23 protein-coding genes are annotated in these 23,326 nt (G+C 67.4%); 8 read left to right on the plus strand and 15 right to left on the minus strand.

Annotated elements, in window-relative coordinates; translation table 11 throughout:
• Complete coding sequence (locus tag AC3WT0_RS00650) at positions 1-1,638, plus strand: inorganic phosphate transporter (RefSeq protein ID WP_492750616.1); 1,638 nt, start codon at positions 1-3, stop codon at positions 1,636-1,638.
• 15 nt (positions 1,639-1,653) lie between these two features.
• Here AC3WT0_RS00650 and rsmD read toward each other — a convergent pair whose 3' ends face one another.
• Positions 1,654-2,190 (minus strand): 16S rRNA (guanine(966)-N(2))-methyltransferase RsmD, encoded by a 537-nt coding sequence (gene rsmD, locus AC3WT0_RS00655; RefSeq protein WP_492750617.1) that lies wholly within the window; start codon positions 2,188-2,190, stop codon positions 1,654-1,656.
• Positions 2,191-2,193: 3 nt separating this feature from the next.
• Complete coding sequence (locus tag AC3WT0_RS00660; protein ID WP_492750618.1) at positions 2,194-3,276, minus strand: pseudouridine synthase; 1,083 nt, start codon at positions 3,274-3,276, stop codon at positions 2,194-2,196.
• 124 nt (positions 3,277-3,400) lie between these two features.
• Between AC3WT0_RS00660 and AC3WT0_RS00665 the strand changes: the two genes are divergently transcribed.
• The gene (locus AC3WT0_RS00665) at positions 3,401-3,820 is read left to right on the plus strand and encodes a response regulator (protein ID WP_492750619.1); all 420 of its coding nucleotides are present in this window, start codon (positions 3,401-3,403) and stop codon (positions 3,818-3,820) included.
• On the opposite strand, the gene AC3WT0_RS00670 is transcribed toward AC3WT0_RS00665, so the two are convergent.
• On the minus strand, positions 3,814-4,944 hold the full coding sequence (locus AC3WT0_RS00670) for an aromatic ring-hydroxylating oxygenase subunit alpha (RefSeq protein WP_492750620.1): 1,131 nt from the start codon (positions 4,942-4,944) through the stop codon (positions 3,814-3,816). The two genes, AC3WT0_RS00665 and AC3WT0_RS00670, sit on opposite strands and share 7 nt — an antisense overlap.
• A 103-nt stretch (positions 4,945-5,047) precedes the next feature.
• Here AC3WT0_RS00670 and AC3WT0_RS00675 point away from each other — a divergent pair, with 103 nt between their 5' ends.
• Entirely contained in the window at positions 5,048-6,391 is a 1,344-nt protein-coding gene (locus tag AC3WT0_RS00675) for an AmpG family muropeptide MFS transporter (RefSeq protein WP_492750621.1), read from the plus strand.
• On the opposite strand, the gene AC3WT0_RS00680 is transcribed toward AC3WT0_RS00675, so the two are convergent.
• From AC3WT0_RS00680 to AC3WT0_RS00725, 10 genes are all read right to left on the minus strand, one after another.
• Entirely contained in the window at positions 6,293-6,757 is a 465-nt protein-coding gene (locus tag AC3WT0_RS00680; RefSeq protein WP_492751177.1) for a DUF6628 family protein, read from the minus strand. The genes AC3WT0_RS00675 and AC3WT0_RS00680 overlap by 99 nt on opposite strands.
• Positions 6,758-6,855: 98 nt before the next feature.
• Positions 6,856-8,184 (minus strand): bifunctional folylpolyglutamate synthase/dihydrofolate synthase, encoded by a 1,329-nt coding sequence (locus AC3WT0_RS00685; RefSeq protein WP_492750622.1) that lies wholly within the window; start codon positions 8,182-8,184, stop codon positions 6,856-6,858.
• 10 nt (positions 8,185-8,194) lie between these two features.
• The gene (gene accD, locus AC3WT0_RS00690; RefSeq protein WP_492750624.1) at positions 8,195-9,046 is read right to left on the minus strand and encodes an acetyl-CoA carboxylase, carboxyltransferase subunit beta; all 852 of its coding nucleotides are present in this window, start codon (positions 9,044-9,046) and stop codon (positions 8,195-8,197) included.
• On the minus strand, positions 9,043-9,843 hold the full coding sequence (gene trpA, locus AC3WT0_RS00695; RefSeq protein ID WP_492750626.1) for a tryptophan synthase subunit alpha: 801 nt from the start codon (positions 9,841-9,843) through the stop codon (positions 9,043-9,045). Before trpA ends, accD begins: the two co-directional genes overlap by 4 nt.
• Entirely contained in the window at positions 9,840-11,051 is a 1,212-nt protein-coding gene (gene trpB, locus AC3WT0_RS00700; RefSeq protein WP_492750627.1) for a tryptophan synthase subunit beta, read from the minus strand. Before trpB ends, trpA begins: the two co-directional genes overlap by 4 nt.
• Positions 11,048-11,686, minus strand: coding sequence for a phosphoribosylanthranilate isomerase (locus tag AC3WT0_RS00705; RefSeq protein WP_492750628.1), 639 nt, complete (start codon positions 11,684-11,686; stop codon positions 11,048-11,050). Before AC3WT0_RS00705 ends, trpB begins: the two co-directional genes overlap by 4 nt.
• Before the next feature lie 139 nt (positions 11,687-11,825).
• Positions 11,826-12,503 (minus strand): orotidine-5'-phosphate decarboxylase, encoded by a 678-nt coding sequence (gene pyrF, locus AC3WT0_RS00710; protein WP_492750629.1) that lies wholly within the window; start codon positions 12,501-12,503, stop codon positions 11,826-11,828.
• Complete coding sequence (locus AC3WT0_RS00715) at positions 12,500-12,826, minus strand: hypothetical protein (RefSeq protein ID WP_492750630.1); 327 nt, start codon at positions 12,824-12,826, stop codon at positions 12,500-12,502. The genes pyrF and AC3WT0_RS00715 overlap by 4 nt, the downstream gene beginning before the upstream one ends.
• Before the next feature lie 72 nt (positions 12,827-12,898).
• Positions 12,899-15,193 carry a patatin-like protein gene (locus tag AC3WT0_RS00720; RefSeq protein WP_492751179.1) on the minus strand — a complete coding sequence of 765 codons (2,295 nt, stop codon included), beginning with the start codon at positions 15,191-15,193 and terminating at the stop codon, positions 12,899-12,901.
• Positions 15,193-15,888: an endonuclease/exonuclease/phosphatase family protein gene (locus AC3WT0_RS00725; protein ID WP_492750632.1), complete on the minus strand. Its 696-nt coding sequence runs from the start codon at positions 15,886-15,888 to the stop codon at positions 15,193-15,195. The genes AC3WT0_RS00720 and AC3WT0_RS00725 overlap by 1 nt, the downstream gene beginning before the upstream one ends.
• 114 nt (positions 15,889-16,002) lie before the next feature.
• Here AC3WT0_RS00725 and radA point away from each other — a divergent pair, with 114 nt between their 5' ends.
• The 5 genes from radA to AC3WT0_RS00750 are packed head-to-tail and all read left to right on the plus strand — an operon-like array spanning position 16,003 to position 20,469.
• The gene (gene radA, locus AC3WT0_RS00730) at positions 16,003-17,376 is read left to right on the plus strand and encodes a DNA repair protein RadA (RefSeq protein ID WP_492750633.1); all 1,374 of its coding nucleotides are present in this window, start codon (positions 16,003-16,005) and stop codon (positions 17,374-17,376) included.
• Between the two features lie 36 nt (positions 17,377-17,412).
• Positions 17,413-17,952 carry a CvpA family protein gene (locus AC3WT0_RS00735; protein ID WP_492750634.1) on the plus strand — a complete coding sequence of 180 codons (540 nt, stop codon included), beginning with the start codon at positions 17,413-17,415 and terminating at the stop codon, positions 17,950-17,952.
• Positions 17,949-18,377, plus strand: a complete 429-nt coding sequence (locus tag AC3WT0_RS00740) for an iron-sulfur cluster assembly scaffold protein (RefSeq protein ID WP_492750635.1) — start codon at positions 17,949-17,951, stop codon at positions 18,375-18,377. The genes AC3WT0_RS00735 and AC3WT0_RS00740 overlap by 4 nt, the downstream gene beginning before the upstream one ends.
• A complete protein-coding gene (locus tag AC3WT0_RS00745) occupies positions 18,377-20,140 on the plus strand; it encodes a cation:proton antiporter domain-containing protein (protein ID WP_492750636.1) in 1,764 nt (587 codons plus the stop codon). Before AC3WT0_RS00740 ends, AC3WT0_RS00745 begins: the two co-directional genes overlap by 1 nt.
• The gene (locus AC3WT0_RS00750; RefSeq protein WP_492750637.1) at positions 20,137-20,469 is read left to right on the plus strand and encodes a DUF423 domain-containing protein; all 333 of its coding nucleotides are present in this window, start codon (positions 20,137-20,139) and stop codon (positions 20,467-20,469) included. The genes AC3WT0_RS00745 and AC3WT0_RS00750 overlap by 4 nt, the downstream gene beginning before the upstream one ends.
• Before the next feature lie 61 nt (positions 20,470-20,530).
• Here AC3WT0_RS00750 and AC3WT0_RS00755 read toward each other — a convergent pair whose 3' ends face one another.
• Positions 20,531-21,817, minus strand: coding sequence for a citrate synthase (locus AC3WT0_RS00755; RefSeq protein WP_492750638.1), 1,287 nt, complete (start codon positions 21,815-21,817; stop codon positions 20,531-20,533).
• Between the two features lie 17 nt (positions 21,818-21,834).
• On the minus strand, positions 21,835-23,319 hold the full coding sequence (gene gltX, locus AC3WT0_RS00760; RefSeq protein ID WP_492750639.1) for a glutamate--tRNA ligase: 1,485 nt from the start codon (positions 23,317-23,319) through the stop codon (positions 21,835-21,837).
• Between the last annotated feature and the right edge of the window lie 7 nt (positions 23,320-23,326).

The raw sequence follows: 23,326 nt of genomic DNA on the forward strand, positions 1-23,326 counted from the left end.
ATGACAGCTACCACTGCCGACGCCGATTCATTCGCGAACGGGCTCGACAAAGGCGTTCACCCCGCAACGATCATCGCGTTTCTGTTCGCGATCGCCGGGGGCCTGATCTACGCGGGGATCAGCGTGTTCAACGACACGCAGGAGGTGGGCGAGCAGCTTGCCCTTGGCGCTTTCCTGTTCCTCGGCCTCGCGCTGCTGATCGCGCTGGGCTTCGAGTTCGTGAACGGCTTCCACGATACGGCGAACGCTGTCGCCACCGTCATCTACACCAATTCGATGCCCCCGCTGGCGGCCGTGGTGTGGTCCGGCACGTTCAATTTCCTCGGCGTGCTGACCTCGACCGGCGCGGTCGCCTACAGCATCATCACGCTGCTGCCCGTCGATCTCATCCTGCAGGTCGGCAGCGCATCGGGCTTCGCGATGATCTTCGCGCTGCTGATCGCGGCCGTCGCGTGGAACCTCGGCACCTGGTATTTCGGCATCCCCAATTCTTCGAGCCACGCGCTGATCGGTTCGATCATGGGCGTCGGCATCGCCAACCAGCTCATGTCATCGGGCGCCAGCGGCACTTCGGGCGTCGACTGGGGGCAGGCGCAGAGCGTGCTGGCCGCATTGCTGTTCAGCCCGTTGATCGGCTTCATCGGCGCGATGCTGCTGATTTATGCGATGCGCCTGTTCATCAAGAACAAGGCGATGTTCGAGGAGCCCAAGGAAGGCGCTCCGCCGCCGGGGCCGATCCGCGCACTGCTGATCTTCACCTGCACCGCCGTGTCGTTCGCGCATGGCGGCAATGACGGGCAGAAAGGCATGGGCCTGATCATGCTGATCCTGATCGGCGTCGCGCCCACCGCCTACGCGCTCAATCGCACCATGCCCGACAGCGCGACGCCGGCCTTCGTCCAGAGCGCCGAAGCGGCACGCAACGTCTTCCAGATTCATTCGGGCGGCGTCGTGGCGGCCAACCCCGAACTCGCGCGCGAAACGCTGCGCGACGGGCTGCGCCACCGCGCGGTCGACAAGCCCGCAGTTTATGGCGCGCTCGCCACGCTTTCGGGCGACATCGACACGCGCCTGACCGGCTATGGTTCGCTGGCGCGCGTGCCGGCGGCGGCGACCGCCAACCTGCGCAACGACATGTATCTGACGCAGGACACGCTCAACCTGCTGACCAAGGATGGCGAGAAGGCCGCCAAGCGCTTCCCCAGCGGGCAGGACAAGATTCTTGTCGATTATCGCAAGCAGCTTGAAAGCAGCACGCGCTTCATCCCCACCTGGGTGAAGGTCGCCGTGGCGCTCGCGCTCGGCCTCGGCACGATGGTCGGCTGGAAGCGTATCGTGGTGACGGTGGGCCAGCGCATCGGCAAGCGCCATATGAGCTATGCCATGGGCGCGGCGGCCGAACTGATGGCGGCCAGCACGATCCTGCTCGCGCAGGTGAAGGGGCTGCCGGTTTCGACCACGCACATCCTGTCGAGCGGCGTTGCCGGCGCGGCGGTCGGCAATCCGGCGGGCCTCCAGGCGGGAACGATCCGCCGCATCGCGCTCACCTGGGTGACGACACTGCCTGCGGCGATCGTGCTTTCGGGTTCGCTCTACGCCCTATTCCTCGGCGCGGTTCACGCCTTCGGGATGAAATAAGCGCCCTCGCGGCGCCTATACGGGCCTGAGGAGAAGCAGCCGCGCCTTGCCATAGGTGCGATCGGTCTCGACGACATAACCGGGGAAATCGGCGGGCTCGCCCTTGGCGGTCTCGAGGCTGAGCAGCGTTGCCGGCGTCACCGCCGCGATCTTGCGCAGATGCTCCAGCGTCTGCGTGCCGAGCCCCTTGTTGTACGGCGGATCGAGCAGGACGAGATCGAAGGGACCGCCCACGAAGCTGGTCGCCGACTGCGCGCGGATCACTGCGCGATCGCCGGCGCCGAGCCGCTCTGCATTGGCCTTGAGCGCCGCCAGCGCTGCGCGATCCTGCTCGACAAAGGTGCAGCGTGCGGCTCCGCGCGACAGGGCCTCCAGCCCCAAAGCGCCGGTGCCCGCAAACAGATCGGCGACCGCCAGTCCTTCGAAATCGCCGAGGCGGCTCGCGAGCATCGAAAACAGCGCCTCACGCATGCGATCGGCGGTCGGGCGCGTTGCGTCGCCCACAGGTGCGTTGATCGAACGACCGCGCCATTCGCCGGCAATGATCCGCATCGGTCAGCCCCGGCGCTTCGGCGCGGGGCCGGGGCGCGAAGGCGGACGACGGCCCGGTCGGCTGCCTGGTCGCGGCGGGCGGGGCGATTTCGGCGACAGTTCGGACCGGGTGGAAAGCTCGTTGCGCGACGACGGGCCGGGCCGTTGCGGTTTGCCGGGCTTCTCCTCGCGCGGAGGCCGTTCGGCATGCGTCGGCTTCGCTCCTGAAGCAGGGCGTGTCGGTTTTCCGCTTCGCGCCGGGCGCGTCGCCTCGACATGGCGCTCGGGACGTCGCGGCGTGGGGCCGGAGCGACGCTCCTCGCGCGGCGGCGCGGGCTGCCGGGGCGCGGTGGGCAACGGGCCGCCCAGCTTCATCGCCTTCATGAAGGCGCCGAGATCGTGCTGGCGCACTTCCTCGACCGCGCCAACGGGCAGGTCGGCGAGCGGGAAGGGACCGTATGACGTGCGGATCAGGCGCGAGACTTCGAGGCCGAGATGCTCGAGCACGCGACGCACCTCGCGATTCTTGCCTTCGCGCAGCTTCATCTCGACCCACACATTGGCGCCGGTGCGCCGTTCGAGATTGGCGTCGATCGACCCATAGCGCACGCCGTCAATCTCGATGCCCTCGATCAGATCCTCGAGCTGCGCCTGGCTGACCTGCCCGTAGGCGCGCGCGCGGTAGGTGCGCTCGACCCCGGTCGCCGGAAGCTCGAGCTGGCGTTTCAGACCACCGTCGGTCGTGAGCAGCAACAGCCCCTCGGTGTTGAGGTCGAGGCGTCCGACGGGGACGAGGCGCGGCAACCCGCGCGGCATGCGATCGTAGATGGTCGGGCGGCCACGGGGATCGCGTTCGGTGGTCAGCACGCCCTTGGGCTTGTGGAAGCGGAAAAGCCGCGCGGCCTCGGGCTGGGCGACTGGATTGCCGTCGACCGTGACGCCGTGGAGCGAAGACAGCAAAGTTGCCGGCGTTTCCAGCACCTTGCCGTCGAGCGCGACGCGCCCTTCGGCGATCATCCGTTCGATCTCGCGCCGCGACGCAACCCCGGCGCGGGCCAGCAGCTTGGCGATGCGATGTTGCGGGCGGGAATCGGGTGGAACGGGCACAGATTATCCTTCAAAATCGGCGACGCCTGGCGCATAGCGCGCCGGAGGCGGCGCGACGCGCGCCATCGGGATCGGCCCGATGGATCGGCGGCCACAGGCATGGCGGAAACGGGGCGGGGCGGCAATGCTGTTCACACGCGGGAAGCGTCTGGTCGAGCGAATCCTGATCGTCGAGGATGAACCCCTCGTCGCTTTCGACAATGAGCATTTCCTTGTCGAGCACGGCTATCGCGTGGTGGCGACCGTCAACAGCGCCGCGCATGCACTGGCGGTGATCGCGGCCGAGGAAATCGATCTGGTGCTGGCCGACGTCAACCTGTCCGACCGGGGCGACGGCATCGATGTCGCGCGCGCGGCGCAGGAACGCGAAATGCCGACGCTGTTCGTGACGGCGACCTGCCCAATGAATGCGCGCGAGCTTTCGATCGGCTGCCTCTCCAAACCCTATTCGCAGCGCGACCTGAAGGCCGCGATCGAGGCGATCGACGCCAAGCTCGGCGGACGCAAGACCGGCAAGCTGCCCGAGGGGCTGACTCTCTATTGAAGATGCGCTTCGATCTCGTCGTGGAAATGGCGGAGACCGGTTTCAAGCGTGCCGAGCGTCAGCCGATCGAGCGCGCCTGATTCGAGCCCTTCCTGACCGAGCGCCGCCGCGCGGAAATCCTCGGCGCTGAACACGCCGCCGTCGAGAAGATTCCAGCTACGTTGCCAGTGGGACATCGCCTTTTCGGTCTGCGGCGGCTCGGGAATCAGCATGAAATCCTCGACGAACACGCGATTATGCCCGCGCGGCATCAGCGTCATCAGGTTCACATAGTCGGGGCTGACGATCAGCACCGTGGCGGGAAAGAGCTGATAGGCGAAGGTAACGGTGCGGCGGAGCTGCGCCCAGTCGGCCGGATCGAGGGCCGCGACCTCGGCTTCGCGACCGACCGCCGATCGCTGGTGCGGGCCGACTGAGTCGCCGGTGGTCACGCCGTCCTTGAAGAAGGGGCCGATGGTCGAGGCGTGGAGCCGCTGGACATGATAGCTTTCGAGGAAGGCGTCCATGATCAGCTTCCAGTTGGCCTGCACCTCGTGCAGCCGGCGATCGAACAGGTGGAGCGTGCCGAGCCCGAAGGCGTCGAAATCGGGTGCGATGTCGAGCGCGGCGGAGAAATCGGCATCGGCGTCGAAGGCGAACCAGATCAACCCGCCGGCCTCGCGGCTGGGCAGTTCGACCAGCGGATGATCGGCCTTGTCGAGACCTGGGAAGCTGTCGGCGCGGGGCAGGCCGGCAAGCCGCCCGTCGAGCGTGTAGGCCCAGGCATGATAGGGGCAGACGAGGCGTGGCGCGCGGACACATCCGCCGCCCTCGACGAGTCGCGTGCCGCGATGGCGACAGACGTTGAGGAAGACATGCGCCTTGCCTTCGCCGTCGCGCGTGACGAGCAGCGGCTTGCCGAATGCGTCGTGCGGCACCGCCATGTTGCGCTCGGGAAGCAGCGCCGACGGCGCGATCACCTGCGGTGCGCGATCGAAAATACGTTCTTTTTCAGCGACGAAGCGCGCCGGATCGGTATAGGCGGCGGCATCGATATGGGTGATGCCGAGGTTGCGCGGCACCTCGCCGCGGGCGATGCGTCCGGCAAGCGCAAGCTGGCCCGCAGTGGGGGTGAGCGCGTTCATGCTGCGCAGCATGCCTCCAGTTGACGTAAACGGCAATGGGCTTGCTGCGTGCCCACCCGACTGAGCGCTTGACGCGGGCCCCGCATCTCGCTCACGTCCCGCCATGGCGACTGCTCAAAACGGGTCCGCACGGCCCTCGCTCATCCAATCGGTGAAGCCCTATCTGGAGACAGCGCCGCTCGCTGCGCTGTTCCTCGGCATATCGTCGGGCTTTCCCTATGCGATGATCGGCGCGACGCTGACGACGCGGCTCGCGCAGGACGGCATCGACAAGAAGGCGGTCACGGCGTTCAGCCTCGCCTTCCTCGTCTATAATCTCAAATGGCTTTGGGCATGGGTGGTCGACGGCGTCGAGCTTCCGATCATCGGCAGGCTCGGGCAGCGCGTATCCTGGCTGATCGTCGCCGGGCTGCTCGTGATCGCGGCTGTCGTCAATCTCGGGCTCGTCGATCCCAATGCCAGCCTGATTCAGACCGCCTATGCGGCCGTGCTCGTCGGCATTGCGGGCGCGACCTTCGATATCGTGATCGACGCCTATCGTATCGAGCTGCTCAAACCCGAACAGCTGGGCGTCGGATCGGGCATGTCGCAATATGGCTGGCGGATCGGATCGGCGGGGGCCGGCGCGGTCGCGCTCGTCATCGCCGCGCGCTATGGCTGGGGACCGGCCTATATCACCTGTGCCGCGCTTGCCTTGCCGGCGATGTTCGCCGGGCTGATCGCGGGAGAGCCCGAGCGGCACCGCGAGGCGACGACGCGACGCGGCCTGGGCGAAGTCGGCGCGGCGATCGCCGGCCCGCTGGTCGAATTCTTCAAGCGCCGGGGTGCGCTCGTCATCCTGCTCTTCATCCTCGTCCACAAGATCGGCGATACGCTTGCCAACCTTACGCTGCGGCTGCTGTTCGACTCGCTCGGTTTCAGCAATGACGAGATCGCGCTTTACGACGTGGGTGTCGGTTTCTGGGCCTATCTGATCGGTATCTTCGTAGGGGGCGTCATCTATGCCCGGATGGGGATGAAGCGATCGGTGCTGCTCAGCCTGTGGCTGATGGGCGTCTCGAACCTCAGCTTCGCGCTGCTCGCGGCAGCGGGGCACAGCAATGCCGGCATGGCGGGCGCGATCGGCTTCGAGAATTTCGCGAGCGGCGTCGGCGGCGTGACCGTGGTCGCCTATTTCTCGGCGCTCACCGACCTGCGCTTCACTGCCGCGCAATATGCGCTGATCTCGGCAGCGGCGAGCGTGGTCGGGCGCTTCCTGACCGGGACGAGCGCGGGCGCGCTCGTCGAGGCCTTCGGCTATGTGAATTTCTACCTGCTGACGACCGTCGCCGCGCTGCCCGGCATCCTGCTATTCTGGCTGATGATCCGCAGCGGCCTGATCGACGCCTCGATCGGGACGGCCGGCACCGTCGAACCCGCCGAGGGGCCGACCAAGATCGAGGAATGACTGGGCAAGCGCCTGGGCGCTGGTAAGCGCGCCGAGCGCGGTCGGGGTGGCGATCAGCATCGCTATGCCTTCGTGCGCGACGCGCGCGTCAGCGGTCGAGGCGGTGACGGCGGCAACCAGCTCATGCTCGCCCGCCGTCATGCGCGGGCAGCAGCAGGGCGCAATGACGATCGCCTGCTTCGCCGCGCGCGCCAGTTCTGCCATCAGCGCGCGGAGCAGGATGAGCGGCCGCCGATAGCTTTTGCCGAATTCCATCAGGAAGGCGGCGGAGACATGCGCGTCGTTCAAGCCGCCGGCGGCCATCCGCCTGATCCCGAACAGCAGGAGGCGCGATGCGTCGTCGGCGGGGCCGGCATGAGGCAGCATCGTGGTGAAATCGGCATTGGCTTGCATGAGTCGCTCTCCGTCGCGTGTCATGACGGTGATCGAGCATAGTCAGCTATTGCAAGTCAATATCAATAAAGTCAGTCGGGCGGCGTGCCGTTGGCTTCGAGCGCCACGCCGGCCAGATAAAGCGATCCGGCGATCATCACGGTGGGGTCGGCAAGGCGCGACAGCGCGGCGGGAAGATCGGGCGCGGTGCCGGCATTGATGCCCAGCGATCGGGCGACTTCGGCGATCGCCTCCGGCGCATGATGCTCGTGCCCGGGGATCGGCAGCGCGACGAGATGCGCGATGAGCGGCGCGAGCGGTTCGAGGAAGCCGGCGAGATCCTTGTTGGCCAGCATCCCCATCGCCACGCCGATGCGCTTGCCGGCGAGCGCGAGGGCAATGGCTTCGGCGGCGGCCGGATTATGGCCGCCGTCGAGCAGCAGCGTGGTGCTGCGCGGCAGAAGAACGAGCAGCTTGCCGCTGTCGAGCGCCTGCAGCCGGGCGGGCCAGCGCGCATTCGCGATGCCCGCGCGGATCGCATCGTCGGGCAGGATCAGCGCTTGCTGGCTGCGCAGCATGGCCGTGGCGAGGCCGGCGTTGAGATATTGGTGCGCGCCGGGAAGATGAGGGAGCGGGAGATCGAGGGTGCCGGCCCGGTCGGTGTAGATCAGGTGATCCAGCTGCGATGGGGACGACTCCTGGGCTCCGGCTTTCGCCGGAGCACTGGCGATCGTCCAGGACTTGCCTTGCGGCATCAGTGTCGCGCCGGCTGTTTCGGCCGCAGCGGCGACGACCGCGGCGATCTCCGGCGGATAAGCGAAGGTGACGAGCGGCACGCCCGCGCGCGCGATCCCGGCTTTCTCGCCCGCGATCTGGGGAAGCGTATCGCCGAGAAAGGCCTGATGATCGATACCGAGCTGGGCAATGCCGCAGACCGCAGGACGAGGAATCACGTTGGTGGCGTCGAGACGCCCGCCGAGCCCGACCTCGATCACGCAGGCATCCGCCGGGGTGCGCGCGAAGGCGAGGAAGGCGGCGGCGGTCGTCACTTCGAAGAAGCTCGCCGAAAGCCCCTCGGCGACATCGAGCACCTCGGCGAGCAGGCTCGCGAGCAGCGCGTCGTCGATCAGCCGGCCAGTGGGGCGGATGCGCTCGTTGAAGCGAACGAGGTGCGGGCTTGTATAGGCATGGACGCTGTATCCCGCCGCCTCGAGCGCGGCACGCAGGAAGGCGCAGGTCGATCCCTTGCCGTTGGTCCCCGCGACATGGAACACCGGCGGCAGGCGCAGCTGCGGATTGCCGAGCCGATCCAGCAGCACGGTGATGCGCTCCAGCCCCAATATGTCGCGGCCGGGCGACAGTGCGGCAAGACGGTCGAGCTGCTGCTGGACCGCCGGGTCCGACGATCTGGCGAAATCCATGTGGCTGGCGTCAGGCCGCCCTGGCGGGGGCGAGATAAGCGATCAGGCGCGCCAGCGTCGCCTTCAGATCGCGACGATGCGTCACCATGTCGAGCATGCCGTGATCGAGCAGATATTCGGCGCGCTGGAAGCCCTCGGGCAGTTTCTCGCGGATCGTATTCTCGATCACGCGCTGGCCGGCAAAGCCGATCAGCGCATTGGGCTCGGCAATCTGAACGTCGCCCAGCATCGCGTAGCTGGCGGTGACGCCGCCCGTCGTCGGATCGGTCAGCACGACGATATAGGGCAGGCCTGCCTCACGAAGCTGGGCGATCGCGACCGTCGTCTTGGGCATCTGCATCAACGAGAGGATGCCTTCCTGCATCCGCGCGCCGCCGGCAGCGGTGAAAATGATATAGGGGCATTTGTCGGCGATCGCGGCGTGCGCGCCGGCAACGAAGGCCGCGCCCACCGCCAGCCCCATTGATCCGCCCATGAAGTTGAACGACTGAACGCCGACGACGGCACGTTCGCCGTTGATCGTGCCGCGTGCGTTGAGCAGCGCATCGCTTTCCTGCGTATCGGCGCGGGCCTGCTTGATGCGATCGGTATAGCGCTTGGAATCGCGGAACTTGAGCGGATCTTCCGCAACCCTGGGCGCGGCGAGCAGCGCGAAGCTGCCCTCGTCGAAAATCTGGCGGAAACGCGCGCGCGCCGCGATGCGATCATGATGATCGCATTTGGGGCACACGTTCAGATTCTCTTCCCATTCCCTGACGAAGATCATCTGCCCGCAGGCCGGGCACTTATGCCAGAGATTGTCGGGCGTCTCGCGCTTGGCGATGAAAGGCAGGGCGTTGCGGACGCGGTTGAGCCAGCTCATGCGGCGATCTCCTTGGCACCCGCGATCGCGCGGGCGAGGCTTTCGATATAGGCAGTGACGGCGGCGGGCGCATCGGCCCCGTCGCGCGCGACGATCTCGACGATCGCCGAGCCGACGACGACGCCGTCGGCCACGCGCGCGATCGCCGCTGCCTGTTCGGGGGTGCGGACGCCGAAGCCGACCGCGACGGGAAGATCAGTCGCGGCCTTGAGGCGCGAAACGGCGTCCTCGATGCTGGCCTGCGCGGCCTGCTGGAGCCCGGTGATGCCCGCGACGGAGACATAATAGAGGAATCCGCCCGCGCCCTCGAGCACGGCGGGCAGGCGCTTCGCATCGGTCGTCGGCGTCGCGAGGCGAATGAGCGCGATGCCGGCAGCCCGCAGTTGCGGCCCAAGCATCGCATCCTCCTCGGGCGGCAGATCGACGCAGATCACGCCGTCGACGCCGGCCTTGCCCGCTTCGGTCGCGAACCAGTCAGCACCGCGCGACAGCATCGGATTGGCATAGCCCATCAGGACGAGCGGCACCTGCGGATGCCGGGCGCGGAAGGCCGTGGCGATCGCGAGGATATCGGCGGTCTTCGTGCCGATGGCGAGCGCGCGCAGGTTCGCGGCCTGGATCGCCGGTCCGTCAGCCATCGGATCGGTGAAGGGCATGCCCAGCTCGATCACGTCAGCTCCGCCCGCGACGAGCGCATCGAGGATCGCGCCGGTCGCGGCGGGCGTCGGGTCGCCGCCGGTGACGAAAGCGACGAGGGCAGGGCGCCCCTTGGCGAAGGCCGCGGCAAGGCGGCTCACAGCTTCACCCCCAGCGTCTCGGCGACCGTGAAGATGTCCTTGTCGCCGCGCCCCGAGAGATTGACGATCATCAGCTTGTCGCGGCCCATTGCCGGCGCGAGCTTTTCGGCCGCCGCCAGCGCATGCGCGGATTCGAGCGCAGGGATGATGCCTTCGAGGCGGCACAGGCGCTGGAACGAGGCCATCGCCTCGTCATCGGTGACGGGCACATAGCGGACGCGGCCGATATCGCTCAGCCACGCATGTTCGGGGCCGATCCCCGGATAGTCGAGCCCCGCCGAGATGCTGTGCGCCTCGATGATCTGGCCGTCCTCGTCCTGAAGCAGATAGGTGCGGTTGCCGTGGAGCACGCCGGGGCGGCCGCCCGCGAGGCTCGCGGCGTGACGCCCGGTCTCCAGCCCTTCGCCCGCCGCCTCGACGCCGACGATCTCGACGCCCTCGTCGTCGAGGAAGGGGTGGAACAGCCCCATGGCGTTCGATCCGCCGCCCACAGGCGCTATGAGCATGTCGGGCAGCCGGCCTTCGGCCTCCAGTATCTGCTCGCGCGCTTCGCGGCCGATGACGGACTGAAAGTCACGAACAAGCTCGGGATAGGGATGCGGACCCGCAACCGTGCCGATGATGTAGAAAGTGTCGTGGACGTTCGCGACCCAGTGGCGAAGCGCCTCGTTCATCGCATCCTTGAGCGTCTTCGCGCCGCTTTCAACCGGCACGACTTCGGCGCCGAGCAGCTTCATGCGGAAGACGTTGGGCTGCTGGCGCGCGACGTCGACCGCGCCCATGAAGATGGTGCAGGGCAGCCCGAACAACGCCGCCACCGTCGCGGTCGCGACACCGTGCTGGCCCGCACCCGTCTCGGCGATCACGCGCGTCTTGCCCATGCGCTTCGCGAGCAGGATCTGGCCGATGCAATTGTTGATCTTGTGCGCGCCGGTGTGGTTCAGCTCTTCGCGCTTCAGATAGATTTTGGCGCCGCCCAGCTCGTCGCTCAGCCGCCTGGCATGATAAAGCGGGTTGGGACGGCCGACATAATGTTTCAACAGATCGCGAAACTCTGCGTCGAAGGCAGGATCGACCTTCGCCGCGCGATATTCGCGCTCGAGATCGAGGATGAGCGGCATCAGCGTCTCGGCGACGTAGCGGCCGCCATAGTCGCCGAAATGCCCGTGCTCGTCGGGCTGGGTGCGAAGCGAGTTGCTGAGGGTCATAGCTGGGCGACGGCTTTAAGGAATGCGGCGATCTTGTCCACTTCCTTGACGCCCGGCGCGCTCTCGACACCCGACGAGACATCGACGAGGCGCGCGCGGGTGATCCCTGCCGCCTCGGCGACATTGCCCGCATCGAGCCCGCCCGACAGCGCCCAGGGGCGCGGATGCGCAAAGCCCGAGAGCAGGGTCCAGTCGAAGCGCAGGCCCATGCCGCCGGGAAGCGCAGCGTCGTCGGGCGTCTTCGCGTCGTAGAGGATGCGATCGGCAAGCGGCGCGAGCGGACGTGCGGCATCGAGATCGGCGGCGGTGCGCACGGCGACGGCGGTCCATATCTCGGCCCGATAGCGCTCACGGATCGCCGCGATCCTGGCCGGCGCGGTCTTGTGAAGCTGGATCGCGCCGAGCCGGCCCGCCAAGACCGCCGCATCGAGCAGCGCGTCCTCGGGATCGACGAACACGCCGACGCGGATCACATGACCGGGCACGCGCGCCGCGAGCCCGGCCGCCTTCTCGAAGCCCAGATTGCGCGGGCTGGGCGCGAAAAAGACAAAGCCGACATGGCTCGCGCCCCCCGCAATGGCGGCGTCGAGGGTTTCGGGCGTGCTGAGGCCGCAAATCTTGGCAGTGACGGACATATGCGACGCCATTCGCCCTTAAGAGGCGGCGGGGCAAGTCCCCAGGCTCATCCCTGCTCCTCCAGACCGTTCGCTTCGAGCGCAGTCGAGAAGCGTCAGCGCGGCGGTGTCTCGACTATGCTCGACACGAACGGTCGCTTCAGAGCGTTGCCTCGATCGCGCGCGCGGCGGTGTCGGGATCGTCGGCCTGCGTGATCGGGCGGCCGACGACGAGGATCGAGGCCCCGGCGTCGAGCGCGGCGCGCGGCGTGACCACGCGCTTCTGGTCGCCGATCCTGCCGTCCGCCGGGCGGACGCCGGGCACGACGAAGAAACCGTCGTGCCAGAGTTTCTTCGCGGCAGCCACCTCGGCGCCCGAGCAGACGACGCCGTCCAGCCCCGCTTCGCGCGCCAGCTCGGTCAGCCGCGCAACCTGCGCCTGCGGACCGTCGCCGATGCCGATCGAGTCGAGATCGTCGCCGTCGAGGCTGGTGAGCACGGTCACTGCGACAACCTTCGTGCCTTCGGGCGCGGCGGCCTTGGCATCCTCCATCATCGCGCGGCCGCCGGCGGCATGGACCGTCAGGATCGCCGGAGCGAGCGGACGCAGCGCCTGAATGGCCTTGGCGACGGTATTGGGAATGTCGTGGAGCTTCAGGTCAAGGAAGATCGGCAGGTCGAGCGCCGCCATCTCGCGCACGCCGGCGCGACCATTGGCCGAGAAGAACTCCAGACCCAGCTTGATGCCGCCGACATGCCTGGCAACGCGTTGCGCGATGGCCTTGGCGCGATCCAGATCGGGTGTGTCGAGCGCGACGTAGATCGGGCTCTTGCTCATAGCGGGCTCACCGGGGGCAGGGGGCTGGACATGGCTGGATCGGTCGGCTCGGGCGGGTTCGGCGCGGCGGCAGCCGCGCGCAGTTCGAGCACCGATCGCTCGCTGACATCAAGCTTGCGGCGCAGGCGCCAGCGCGTCGCGCGGTGGAGGATCAGCATCGGCACCAGCCCGGCAAGGAAGGCGACGACCAGCAGCACCGGCAGCTTGGTTTCGAGGATCAGTCCGCTCCACAGATTCACCGGAACGACCGACCAGTTATTGTAGCAGAACAACGCCACGAGGACGGCGAGCACGACCCAGAAGAGGGTTCTCAAAAACTGCATGCCGGCTGCGCCTCCTTCTCCGTTGCGGCGACCAGTTTAGGCAAGCGACGCCGGAATGACCAGTCCGCGCGGTCAGCCGATCTCGCGATCGAGCGAGTCGAACAGCAAATCAATGTTGCGCAGGCGCGGCTTTTCCTCGGCGACGATCGCGCGGAAGGCGCGCGTCTTGAGCGTGGCGACGGTGCCGGGCGGCAGCGTGACGCCATCGGGCAGCGTCGAGACCAGCAGGTCGATCACCCGCTCGGCCCCATGCAGACGGCCCCAGAGATAGTCATTCTCGCGATAGGCGCGGCTGAAGAAAGCGCCGAAACTGTTGAAGCGTATGCCTTTCAATGTCGCTTCCGCGCCGCCTTCGCGGATCGAGGTGCAGTCGTCGGGCGCGATGCGATCGACCTTGATCGGATCGAACTCGCCCCCGGCCTCGCCCTGCATCAACGACAATGTCGCGATGTCGTAGAAGGGAAAGCCCAGATAGGCGAAGAGCATGTCGCGCCGGTCGCCCTTCGGAAGCGCGGCGAGCGCGTCGGTCATGTGGATATCGGCTTCGTCATCCAGCGATTTCAGGTCGCGCAGCTCGCCGAGCCGGGTGACCGCCGCCACGACGCCTTCGTCCTTCAGCGTATCGGCAAGGTCGGCCGGGTAGAAATGCGCCATCTCCCGGTCGAGATAGGGCGCAAGCGTCGCATATACGGCGGCGCGCATCGCCTCGATCCCTTCGCGCGGCGTCTCGCCATTCTCGGTGAGCGCGGTCAGGCGGCGCGCGACGAAGCGCAAGCGGCGGATGCGGAAGGCCAGATCATGCTGGCGGAAGAAGAGGATCGCCGCCTCGCTCGCACCGCCGCCGCGCATCGTGATGCGGTCGAGGCCGAGCGACTGGACATGATCCCACAGCGCATCGCGAAGCGCCGCGCTGTCCTCGGGCGATCCGGGGCCGCGTATGCGCTCCAGCAGGATCGCGATTTCCTCGACCATGCCGGCGATCTTGAGGTGACCATAAGCGGGATAGGCAGGACCTGCCTGACGCGAGGCGGCATTCTGCGCCTTGGTGCGCCAGGCGGCGAGGCGCGCGGGCGTCGGGCGATCGAGGAAGAAGGTGCGGCCGTAGAGCGCCTCGATCGCCTCCTCGACTTCCTCGCGCAGCGATTCGACGATCCGGCGCGTTCGCATCACGCGCGCCGAGCGGCCGTCGATGGCATCGAGCGTGTCGCGGATCGGCTGTTCGCGCGGAATATCAGACAAGGCGCCGAGGATCGTCACGAAGAAGCCCGGCAATTCATCCTCATTGCCGCCGCCCAGCGAGATACTCCGGCGGCCCGGTTTCGGATCGATATAGACGAAACGGCGATCAACCTCGCGGCGGGCGGGGCGGTTCTTGATCGCGTCGAAGGCCGGGCGGAAAGGCGCGTTGGCCAATACCGATCCGTCGATCAGCACCGCACGCTCGGCCTGCCCGGCGGAGGCATAGGCGGGAATGGCGCGCGACAGGAACGCGTCGCGCCCCGGCCATGCCCGCTTGCGATCGACCAGCACCTTGTCCAGCTCCCCGACCTTGAAGGGCGGGAAGGCGCCGGGGAAGCTCGCCGTCGCCCGGCAAGCGAAGACGAGATCGGCGATGTCGGCGAAAGGCGCGCCCGCGCCGCGCTGCGCGAAGCCGATCGTCAGGCGATGCTCGCGCTCGACGATCTCGGCGGGGCTGTTGAGGCGCACGCGCTGCGGATGCCCGCGGAAATCGGTGACGGTGACGCTCAGGTCGAGCGGCTGGCCGGGGGGCAGCAGGCGCGGCCCGGCGGGCGCCGCCGCCATCGCTTCGAGCGCGTCGAGCAGGAGGATGGTGAAGCCCTCGCCCCCGAAAGGCGGCGCGAACCAGCGCGAGCGCACGAACTCGATCAGCTTGGACCGGACCTCGTCGCGCGCCTCCGGATCGACATCCTCGACCGCGCCGCCGCGCCGCCGCGCGACCATCAGTGCGAAGGGCGTCGCCCAGACCTTGCTGAAGCGCGATCCCGCGCGCGCCTCGGGATCGAGCAGCTTTTCGACATCGGCGACCTCCAGCCACAGGTCAGTCAGCGGATCGAGCGACTGGCCGGTCGCGATCGCCTGCGCAAGGAAGACGCCGTTGATGCCCCCCGCGCTCGCCCCAGTGATGATGTCCGCGAAGACGCGCAGCCTCTGCGCGCCGTGCGTCTCGATCAGCCCGATCAGTTCCTTGTAGATCGACTGGCTGCCCGCGGCATCGCCTTCGCCGTCCTGATGCGCGCGGCTGGCCCGGGCGAGATGCCAGATCTCCTTGGTGACGCCGTGCATGTAGACGGCAAGGCTGATCCCGCCATAGCAGACGAGCGCGAGGCGAAGTTCCTTCTCGCGGATCATCTTGGCTTCAGGTCCGCCCAGATGGGCAGGTGATCCGATGCGATGCGCGCATTGAGGCTGGAATGGACCCCGCTGTCGGTGACGCCCAGCCCGCCGCTGATCATGATCCGGTCGAGCGCGGCGACGGGGCGGCGGGCGTGGAAGCTGCGGCCGCACGCCACCATGTCGAAGCGATGGCCGAAATCGCGCAGGCAACCGCGCGCCGCGCTCCATTCGTTGAGGTCCCCCATCAGGATCGTCGGCACATCGTCGTCCAGCGAATCGAGATGGTCGATGATGGCGCGCGCCTGCCGCCGTCGCCAGAGCCCCGACAGATCGAGATGCATGCCGACGACGCGCAGGCGGCGCTTGCCCATCTTCAGGTCGGCGCGCACCGCGCCGCGCGGCTCGAGCGCGGGCAGGTGGATCGCCGACGCATCGATGACATCGATATCCTTGCGCACGAGGATGGCATTGCCGTGCCAGCCCATCCCGCCGGGGCGGATGCCATAGTCGACGGGCTTCAGCTCGCTGAGCTCGTCGAGCAGGACGTGCGGTATCGCGCTCAGCCGTGCGCCGAAGCGGCGATCCGCCTCCTGCAGCGCGACGATATCGGCGTCGATCTCGCGCAGCACCTCGACCGTGCGTTCGGGATTGCGGCGACGGTCGGTGCCGATGGCCTTGCGCATATTGTAGCTGGCGACGCGGATCATTGGGTCCAGATGATTGCCATGGGATGAGAGGAACGCAATCGCCCCCGGATATTTCCGTAGTGGCATGTCGCGCCGGGGGTTGGGAAAAAAGGCGCGACCGCATAAGTCTGGCGCATGGCGAAACCCCAGAAAAGATATGTGTGCCGGGCGTGCGGCTCGGTCTCGTCCAAATGGGCGGGACAATGCGCGGATTGCGGCGAGTGGAATACGCTGGTCGAGGATGCCGGCGCGGTGGTGACGCCCTTTCAGGCGCGGCACAATCTCCAGTCGGGCGGCCGCGCGTTCGAGCTGGTCGGGCTCGATACCGAAATTGCGTTGCCCGATCGCATGGCGACGGGAATCGCGGAACTCGATCGGGCGCTGGGCGGCGGCTTCGTCACCGGATCGGCGACGCTGATCGGCGGCGATCCCGGCATCGGCAAGTCGACCCTGCTGCTGCAGGCGGCGGCGCGTCTGGCCATGGCGGGGCGTTCGGTCGCCTATGTCTCCGGCGAGGAAGCCGCCGATCAGGTCCGCCTGCGCGCGCGGCGGCTGGGGCTGGGCAAGGCGCCCGTGGCGCTCGCCTCGGCCACTTCGGTGCGCGATATCCTGACGACGCTGGGGCAGGGGACGCCGCCCGCGCTGCTCATCATCGATTCGATCCAGACCATGCATTCGGATCTGATCGAAGGCGCGCCGGGCACGGTCAGTCAGGTCCGCGCATCGGCGCAGGAACTGATCCGCTTCGCCAAGGAACGCGGCACCGCGCTCGTCCTCGTCGGCCATGTCACCAAGGACGGGACGATCGCCGGGCCGCGCGTGCTTGAGCATATGGTCGATACGGTGCTGTCGTTCGAAGGCGAGCGCAGCCACCAGTATCGCATCCTTCGCGCGATCAAGAACCGCTTCGGCGGCACCGACGAGATCGGCGTCTTCTCGATGGCCGAAGGCGGGCTGGAGGAAGTCACCAATCCCTCGACGCTGTTCCTCACCGATCGCGGCGAAAGCGTGACCGGCGCGGTGGTCTTCCCCGCGCTCGAAGGCACGCGCCCCGTCCTCGTCGAGATCCAGGCGCTGACCGTGCGGCTGGCAAGCGGCGCGACGCCCCGGCGCGGCGTCGTCGGCTGGGATTCGGGGCGGCTGGCGATGATCCTCGCAGTGCTTGAGGCGCGGTGCGGGCTGAGCTTTTCGACGGCCGAAGTCTATCTGAACGTCGCCGGCGGCTATCGATTGTCTGATCCCGCGGCGGATCTTGCTGTCGCAGCCGCGCTCGTCTCGGCGCTGGCCGAGCGCCCCGTGCCGTCGGATACGATCGCGTTCGGCGAGGTCGCGCTCTCGGGCGAAGTCCGTCCCGTGGCCCATGCCGGGCTGCGATTGAAGGAGGCCGCCAAGCTGGGCTTTGGCCGCGCGTTGCTGCCCGCCGCCGCCGCGCGCGAGAAAGGGCCGGTGCATGCAATGGGCTTCACCACGCTGGGTTCGCTCGTTGACCATATGCTCGGGCGTGGGTAGCGACCGTCATGCCCCTTCAAATGAGTATGTAAGCGCATGACCGCCCTCGACATCATCGTGATCATTCTGGTTGGCGGCGGCGCCATCATGGGCGGGTTGCGCGGCTTCGTGACCGAAGTGCTTTCGCTCTTCGCCTGGGTGCTGGCGATTCTTGCGGTCAAATTCTTCCATTCGCCGCTCAGCGACATGCTCGCCGGACCGGTCGGGACGACGGCGGGAGCCGCGACGCTCGCCTTTGCGATCCTGTTCGGCATCAGCTTCCTGATCGGCAAGTTCCTCGCCAGGTCGATCGGCGCGCGGACGCGACAATCGGTGCTCGGCCCGGTCGATCGCGTGCTGGGCGTCGGCTTCGGCGTGCTCAAGGGGCTGATCCTCGCGACCTTGCTGTTCCTCGTCGGCACGCTGGTGCTCGATACGATCAACGGCGGCGCGGCGCGGCGGCCGCAATGGGTGAAGGATTCGCGCAGCTATTCGCTGCTCAACGCGACGAGCAAGGCGATGGTCGACTATATGAACCAGCGCCGCGCGGCGGCCCCCGCGCCCGACGACAGCCCGACGCCGGGCGACGTGCGGTGAACGCCCCGCTCTACAACGCGACCATCCTGCGCCTCGCGGCGACGATCCCCTTTGCCGATCGCCTCGAGGAGCCTGACGCGACCAGCGAGAAGCGATCCCCCATCTGCGGCAGCCGCGTGACCGTCGACGTCACGCTGGGCGACGACGATCGCGTCTCGGCGATCGGGCTGCGCGTCAACGCCTGCGCACTCGGGCAGGCCTCGGCCAACCTCATGGCGAGCCATGCGGTCGGCCGCAGCGCCGACGAACTGGAAGCCGCGCGCGACGCGCTGACCGCCTGGCTGGCCGGCGAGCGCGCCGATCCGGGCGACTGGCCCGGGCTGGAGGTGCTGGCCCCCGCGCTCAGCCACAGCGCGCGACACGCCTCGATCCGGCTGGCATTCGAGGCGGCGGCCGAAGCCGCGCGGCAGGCAGGGAGGGACTGATGCACGGTGAAGGTCTTGTCGCCGGGGTCATCATGCTCGGCGCGGCGCTCGTCTCGGTCATCATTTTCCGGCGCTTCGGGCTTGGCGCCACGCTCGGCTATCTCGTCGCCGGCGCGGTCATCGGCCCGCATGTGTTGGGGCTGGTCGGCGATCCCGAGAGCAAGCTGGGCGTCGCCGAACTCGGCATCACGCTGCTGCTGTTCCTCGTCGGGCTCGAATTGAGCCCGCGCCGGCTGTGGGAACTGCGGCGCGACATCTTCGGCTTCGGCGTGGCGCAGGTCATACTGTGCGGCGCGGCCGTATCGGTGATCGTCTGGCAGGGGACCAATTTCTCGCTGCCCGCGTCGATCGCGCTCGGGCTTCCGCTGGCGCTCAGCTCGACCGCGCAGGTGCTGCCGATGCTCCAGTCGGCGGGACGGCTGCACACGCCCTTCGGCGAGCGGGCCTTCTCGATCCTGTTGCTCCAGGATCTCTCGCTGATCCCGCTGATCACGATCATCTCGGCCTTGTCGCGCGCGCCGCTGGCGCCGGGGACGCCGCCGGGCTGGGTGCTCGCGCTCTACACGATCGGCGCGATCGTCGGGCTGGTGCTCGTCGGCCGCTATGTGCTGACGCCGCTCTTCCGCCTGATCGGCGGCATGGGCGAGCGCGAGCTGTTCGTCGCAGCGGGGCTGTTCTGCGTGCTGGCGAGCGCCGCCGTCATGCAGTGGCTCCATCTGTCGACCGCGCTCGGGGCCTTCATCGCCGGCGTGATGCTTGCCGACTCGCCTTATCGGCACGAACTGGAAGCCGACATCGAGCCCTTCCGCGCGGTCCTATTGGGCCTGTTCTTCGTCGCGGTCGGGATGATGCTCGATCTCGACGCCGTCGTCGCGCGGCCGTTCTTCGTCGTCGGCATGGCGCTGGCACTGATCGCGACCAAGGCGGCGATCATCTTCCTCATCGCACGGATCGCGCGGATGGAATGGCGAACCGCGCTCGCGCTCGGCCTTCTGCTCAGCCAGGGCGGCGAATTCGGCTTCGTGCTGTTCGCGCAGGCGCAGAAGGCGATGCTCATCGAGCCGCAGGCGGCGAGCCTGTTCGGCGCCATCGTCACGCTGTCGATGGCCACCACGCCTTTCCTGATGATGATCAGCCGGCGCTTCCGCGGCGCCCCCGCCAAGCTGCGCACCGACCTGGAGGGACCGAGCAGCGACGGCGCGACCGCGATCATCGTCGGCTATGGCCGTTTCGGACAGACGGTCGCGCAGTTGCTGACCGCCCACAAGCTGGCGGTGACGCTGATCGACTGGGAAGCGGAACAGATCGACGTCTCGGCGTCCTTCGCGGTGAAGGTCTATTATGGCGACGGCCGCCGCGTCGACCTGCTGCGGCTGGCCGGCGCGAGCGAGGCGCAACTCATCCTCTTCTGCCAGGATGGCGACCCGATGGAGGCCGATCATCTGGCGACGGTGGCCGAGGCCTTCCCCGAGGCGAAGATATTCGTCCGCGCCTTCGACCGGCGACAAGTGCTGGCGCTTTACGAAGCGCCGATCGCGGGTACGGTGCGCGAGGTCTTCGAATCCGCAGTCACTATGGCGCGGCAGGCGCTTGAGGCGCTCGACGTCGAAGTCGACGAGATCGACGATGCCGAGGAGCGCTATCGCGACGTCGATCATCGGCGGATGCAGGCGCAAGCCGAAAGCGGCGACCTTTTCGCGGCGCGCGAAGTGATGTTGCGGCCGCGCGCCGATCGCAGCGTCGCCGATGAGCCGACGATATGAAGCGCGTTGACGCGCCGGCGCGGCTCGCGGCGCTTTCCGCGGCGATCGCAGTGGCGGCGGGCGCCTATGCAGCGCATGGTGCGACGGGGCAGGCGGCGGACTGGCTGCGCACCGGCGCTTTTTACCAGCTGGTCCATGCCGTGGCAGTCATCGCCTTCGCCGGGCGCTGGCGCGGTTCCGCCTGGCTGCTGCTCGGCGGCGCGACGATCTTTGCCGGTACGCTCTATGCGACGGCCTTCGGCGCGCCGCATTGGCTTGGGGCGATCACCCCGATCGGCGGTGCCGCTATGATCCTCGGCTGGGTGTTCGTCGCACTCGGGCGCCGATAAGCAAAACCCCCGCGGCCATGGGCCACGGGGGTCTCGATTTCGCTATGAGCGCGAAAGCCGGTCAGCGATCGGCGAGCGGCACATAGTCGCGCTGCGTCGGCCCGACATAGAGCTGACGCGGGCGGCCGATCTTCTGCTCGGGATCCGAGATCATCTCGTTCCACTGCGCGACCCAGCCCACGGTGCGGGCGAGCGCGAAGAGCGCGGTGAACATCGAGGTCGGGAAACCGATCGCCGACAGGATGACGCCCGAATAGAAGTCGACGTTCGGGAACAGCTTCTTCTCGACGAAATAATCGTCCTTGAGCGCGATTTCCTCGAGCTGCAGGGCGACGTCGAACACCGGATCGGAGACCTTGAGCGCGTCGAACACCTCGCGCACCGTCTTCTGCATCACGGTCGCGCGCGGATCGTAATTCTTGTAGACGCGGTGACCGAAGCCCATCAGGCGGAAGGGATCGTCCTTGTCCTTGGCGCGGGCGATATATTCCGGAATCTTCTCCGGACGGCCGATCTCGCGGAGCATGTTGAGCGCCGCTTCGTTCGCGCCGCCATGCGCCGGACCCCACAGGCAGGCGATGCCCGCCGCGATGCACGCAAACGGGTTCGCGCCCGACGAGCCGGCGAGACGCACGGTCGAGGTCGACGCGTTCTGCTCGTGATCGGCGTGGAGGATGAAGATGCGGTCCATCGCACGCTCGACGGCCGGATTGATCTCATAATGCTCGGCCGGCACGCCGAAGGTCATGCGCAGGAAATTACCGGCGTAGCTCAGCGAATTATCCGGGTAGAGGAAGGGCTGACCCACCGAATATTTATAGGCCATCGCGGCGATCGTCGGCATCTTCGCGATCAGGCGGTGGCTGGCGATCATCCGCTGCTGCGGATCGGTGATGTCGGTCGAGTCGTGGTAGAAGGCCGAAAGCGCGCCGACCACGCCGCACATGATCGCCATCGGATGCGCATCGCGACGGAAGCCGCGATAGAAGGTCGCGAGCTGCTCGTGCAGCATCGTGTGGCGCGTAATGGTGTGGGTGAACTTGTTCAGCTCATCCTGGTTCGGCAGCTCGCCGTTGAGCAGCAGGTGAGCGACCTCCATGAAGGTCGACTGCTCGGCCAGCTGGCCGATCGGATAGCCGCGGTGGAGCAGGATGCCCGCATCGCCGTCGATATAGGTCAGCTTCGACGCGCAGCTTGCGGTCGAGGTGAAGCCGGGGTCGTAAGTGAAGGCGTCCGTCTGGCTGTAGAGCTTGCGGATGTCGATCACATCGGGGCCGACGCTGCCCGACCGCACCGGGAAATCATGCTCCTTGCCTGCGATCGTCAGCTTCGCGCTTGTGTCAACCATCATGCACTCCTTGATATTCAGACCCGAGCCGTCTGAATCGCATCGTCGATGCGCCCAAGCGACTCGTCCCGGCCCAGCAGGGCCAGAACATCGAAAATGCCCGGCGAAGTCGCGCGCCCCGTCAGCGCTGCGCGCAGCGGTTGCGCGACCTTGCCAAGGCCCAATCCGGCTTCCTCTGCAACCCGCCGCACTTGTTCTTCTAGATCCGCCACGGTCCAGGACGGTGCGGCGGCAAGCGCTTCACGGACTTCGCCCAACAACGCTCGGGCAGCCGCGTCTAGCAGCGCGGATGCCTTTTCGTCGAGTGACAAAGGCCGCGCTGCAAATAGGAAAAGCGCACCTTCGGCGATCTCGTCGAGCGTCTTCGCGCGCGGCTTGAGCGACGCCATCGCGGCAAGCAGAGTCGCATGCTCCGATGCCGTAACGTCGCGGCCGATCAGCCTCGCGATACGCGGCGCAACCAGATCGGTCAGGCGCGCATCCTCGGCTTCGCGAATATAATGGCCATTGAGATTCTCGAGCTTCTTCATGTCGAAGCGCGAAGGGGCCCTGCCGACATCGGCGATGTCGAACCAGTCGATCGCCTGCGCACGGCTGATGATCTCGTCGTCGCCATGCCCCCAGCCAAGGCGGAGCAGATAGTTATCCACCGCTTCGGGAAGCAGCCCCATCTCGTCGCGATAGGCGTCGACGCCGAGCGCGCCATGCCGCTTCGACAGTTTCGCACCGTCGGAACCGTGGATCAGCGGCACATGCGCATAGACCGGTTCGGGCCAGCCCATGGCGCGGATAATCCCAAGCTGGCGGAAGGCATTGTTCAAATGATCGTCGCCGCGAATGACGTGCGTGACGCCCATGTCGTGATCGTCGACGACGACCGCAAGCATATAGGTCGGCGTGCCGTCCGAACGCAGGAGCACCATGTCGTCCAGCTCGGAATTGCGGACAGTGACCGGGCCCTGCACGAGATCGTCGATCGTCGTCTCACCTTCGGTCTCGGCGCGAAGCCGGACGCTGAACGGCGCGCCTTCGGGCGCTTCCGAAGCATCGCGATCGCGCCAGCGGCCGTCGTAGCGCAGCGGCAGTTTCGCGGCGCGCTGCTGCTCACGCAACTCGGCCAGTTCCTCGGCGGTCGCATAGCAGCGATAGGCATTGCCCGACGCCAGCATCGCCTGGGCCACCTCGGCATGGCGCGCGGCGCGCGACGACTGGAACAGCACCTCGCCATCCCAGTCGAGATCGAGCCACTTCATCCCGTCGAGGATCGCGTCGATCGCTTCCTTGGTGGAACGCGCCTTGTCGGTATCCTCGATACGCAGCTGGAATTCGCCGCCATTGTGGCGGGCAAAGAGCCAGTTGAACAACGCCGTGCGCGCACCCCCGATATGCAGGAATCCCGTCGGAGACGGGGCGAAACGGGTTACGACCTTGTTGACGTCACGGCTTGCGCTCACGCGCGCTTGCTCCCAGGCTTGGAGGATGGACGGCGACGCCCCTAGCATGGCTTAC

The sequence above is a fragment of the Sphingomonas sp. EU05-FHT14C10 genome, assembly GCF_058790595.1.

Excerpts from the sequence above, each read along its gene's own strand:
- AC3WT0_RS00665 (WP_492750619.1), top strand. The coding sequence starts at position 3,401 with ATGCTGTTCACACGCGGGAAGCGTCTGGTCGAGCGAATCCTGATCGTC.
- AC3WT0_RS00745 (WP_492750636.1), top strand. The coding sequence starts at position 18,377 with ATGCACGGTGAAGGTCTTGTCGCCGGGGTCATCATGCTCGGCGCGGCG.
- AC3WT0_RS00735 (WP_492750634.1), top strand. The coding sequence starts at position 17,413 with ATGACCGCCCTCGACATCATCGTGATCATTCTGGTTGGCGGCGGCGCC.
- AC3WT0_RS00725 (WP_492750632.1), bottom strand. The coding sequence starts at position 15,888 with ATGATCCGCGTCGCCAGCTACAATATGCGCAAGGCCATCGGCACCGAC.
- AC3WT0_RS00650 (WP_492750616.1), top strand. The coding sequence starts at position 1 with ATGACAGCTACCACTGCCGACGCCGATTCATTCGCGAACGGGCTCGAC.
- gltX (WP_492750639.1), bottom strand. The coding sequence starts at position 23,319 with ATGCTAGGGGCGTCGCCGTCCATCCTCCAAGCCTGGGAGCAAGCGCGC.
- pyrF (WP_492750629.1), bottom strand. The coding sequence starts at position 12,503 with ATGAGCAAGAGCCCGATCTACGTCGCGCTCGACACACCCGATCTGGAT.
- AC3WT0_RS00705 (WP_492750628.1), bottom strand. The coding sequence starts at position 11,686 with ATGTCCGTCACTGCCAAGATTTGCGGCCTCAGCACGCCCGAAACCCTC.
- rsmD (WP_492750617.1), bottom strand. The coding sequence starts at position 2,190 with ATGCGGATCATTGCCGGCGAATGGCGCGGTCGTTCGATCAACGCACCT.
- AC3WT0_RS00675 (WP_492750621.1), top strand. The coding sequence starts at position 5,048 with ATGGCGACTGCTCAAAACGGGTCCGCACGGCCCTCGCTCATCCAATCG.
- accD (WP_492750624.1), bottom strand. The coding sequence starts at position 9,046 with ATGAGCTGGCTCAACCGCGTCCGCAACGCCCTGCCTTTCATCGCCAAG.
- AC3WT0_RS00670 (WP_492750620.1), bottom strand. The coding sequence starts at position 4,944 with ATGAACGCGCTCACCCCCACTGCGGGCCAGCTTGCGCTTGCCGGACGC.
- trpB (WP_492750627.1), bottom strand. The coding sequence starts at position 11,051 with ATGACCCTCAGCAACTCGCTTCGCACCCAGCCCGACGAGCACGGGCAT.
- AC3WT0_RS00715 (WP_492750630.1), bottom strand. The coding sequence starts at position 12,826 with ATGCAGTTTTTGAGAACCCTCTTCTGGGTCGTGCTCGCCGTCCTCGTG.
- AC3WT0_RS00680 (WP_492751177.1), bottom strand. The coding sequence starts at position 6,757 with ATGCTGCCTCATGCCGGCCCCGCCGACGACGCATCGCGCCTCCTGCTG.
- AC3WT0_RS00750 (WP_492750637.1), top strand. The coding sequence starts at position 20,137 with ATGAAGCGCGTTGACGCGCCGGCGCGGCTCGCGGCGCTTTCCGCGGCG.
- radA (WP_492750633.1), top strand. The coding sequence starts at position 16,003 with ATGGCGAAACCCCAGAAAAGATATGTGTGCCGGGCGTGCGGCTCGGTC.
- AC3WT0_RS00685 (WP_492750622.1), bottom strand. The coding sequence starts at position 8,184 with ATGGATTTCGCCAGATCGTCGGACCCGGCGGTCCAGCAGCAGCTCGAC.
- AC3WT0_RS00755 (WP_492750638.1), bottom strand. The coding sequence starts at position 21,817 with ATGGTTGACACAAGCGCGAAGCTGACGATCGCAGGCAAGGAGCATGAT.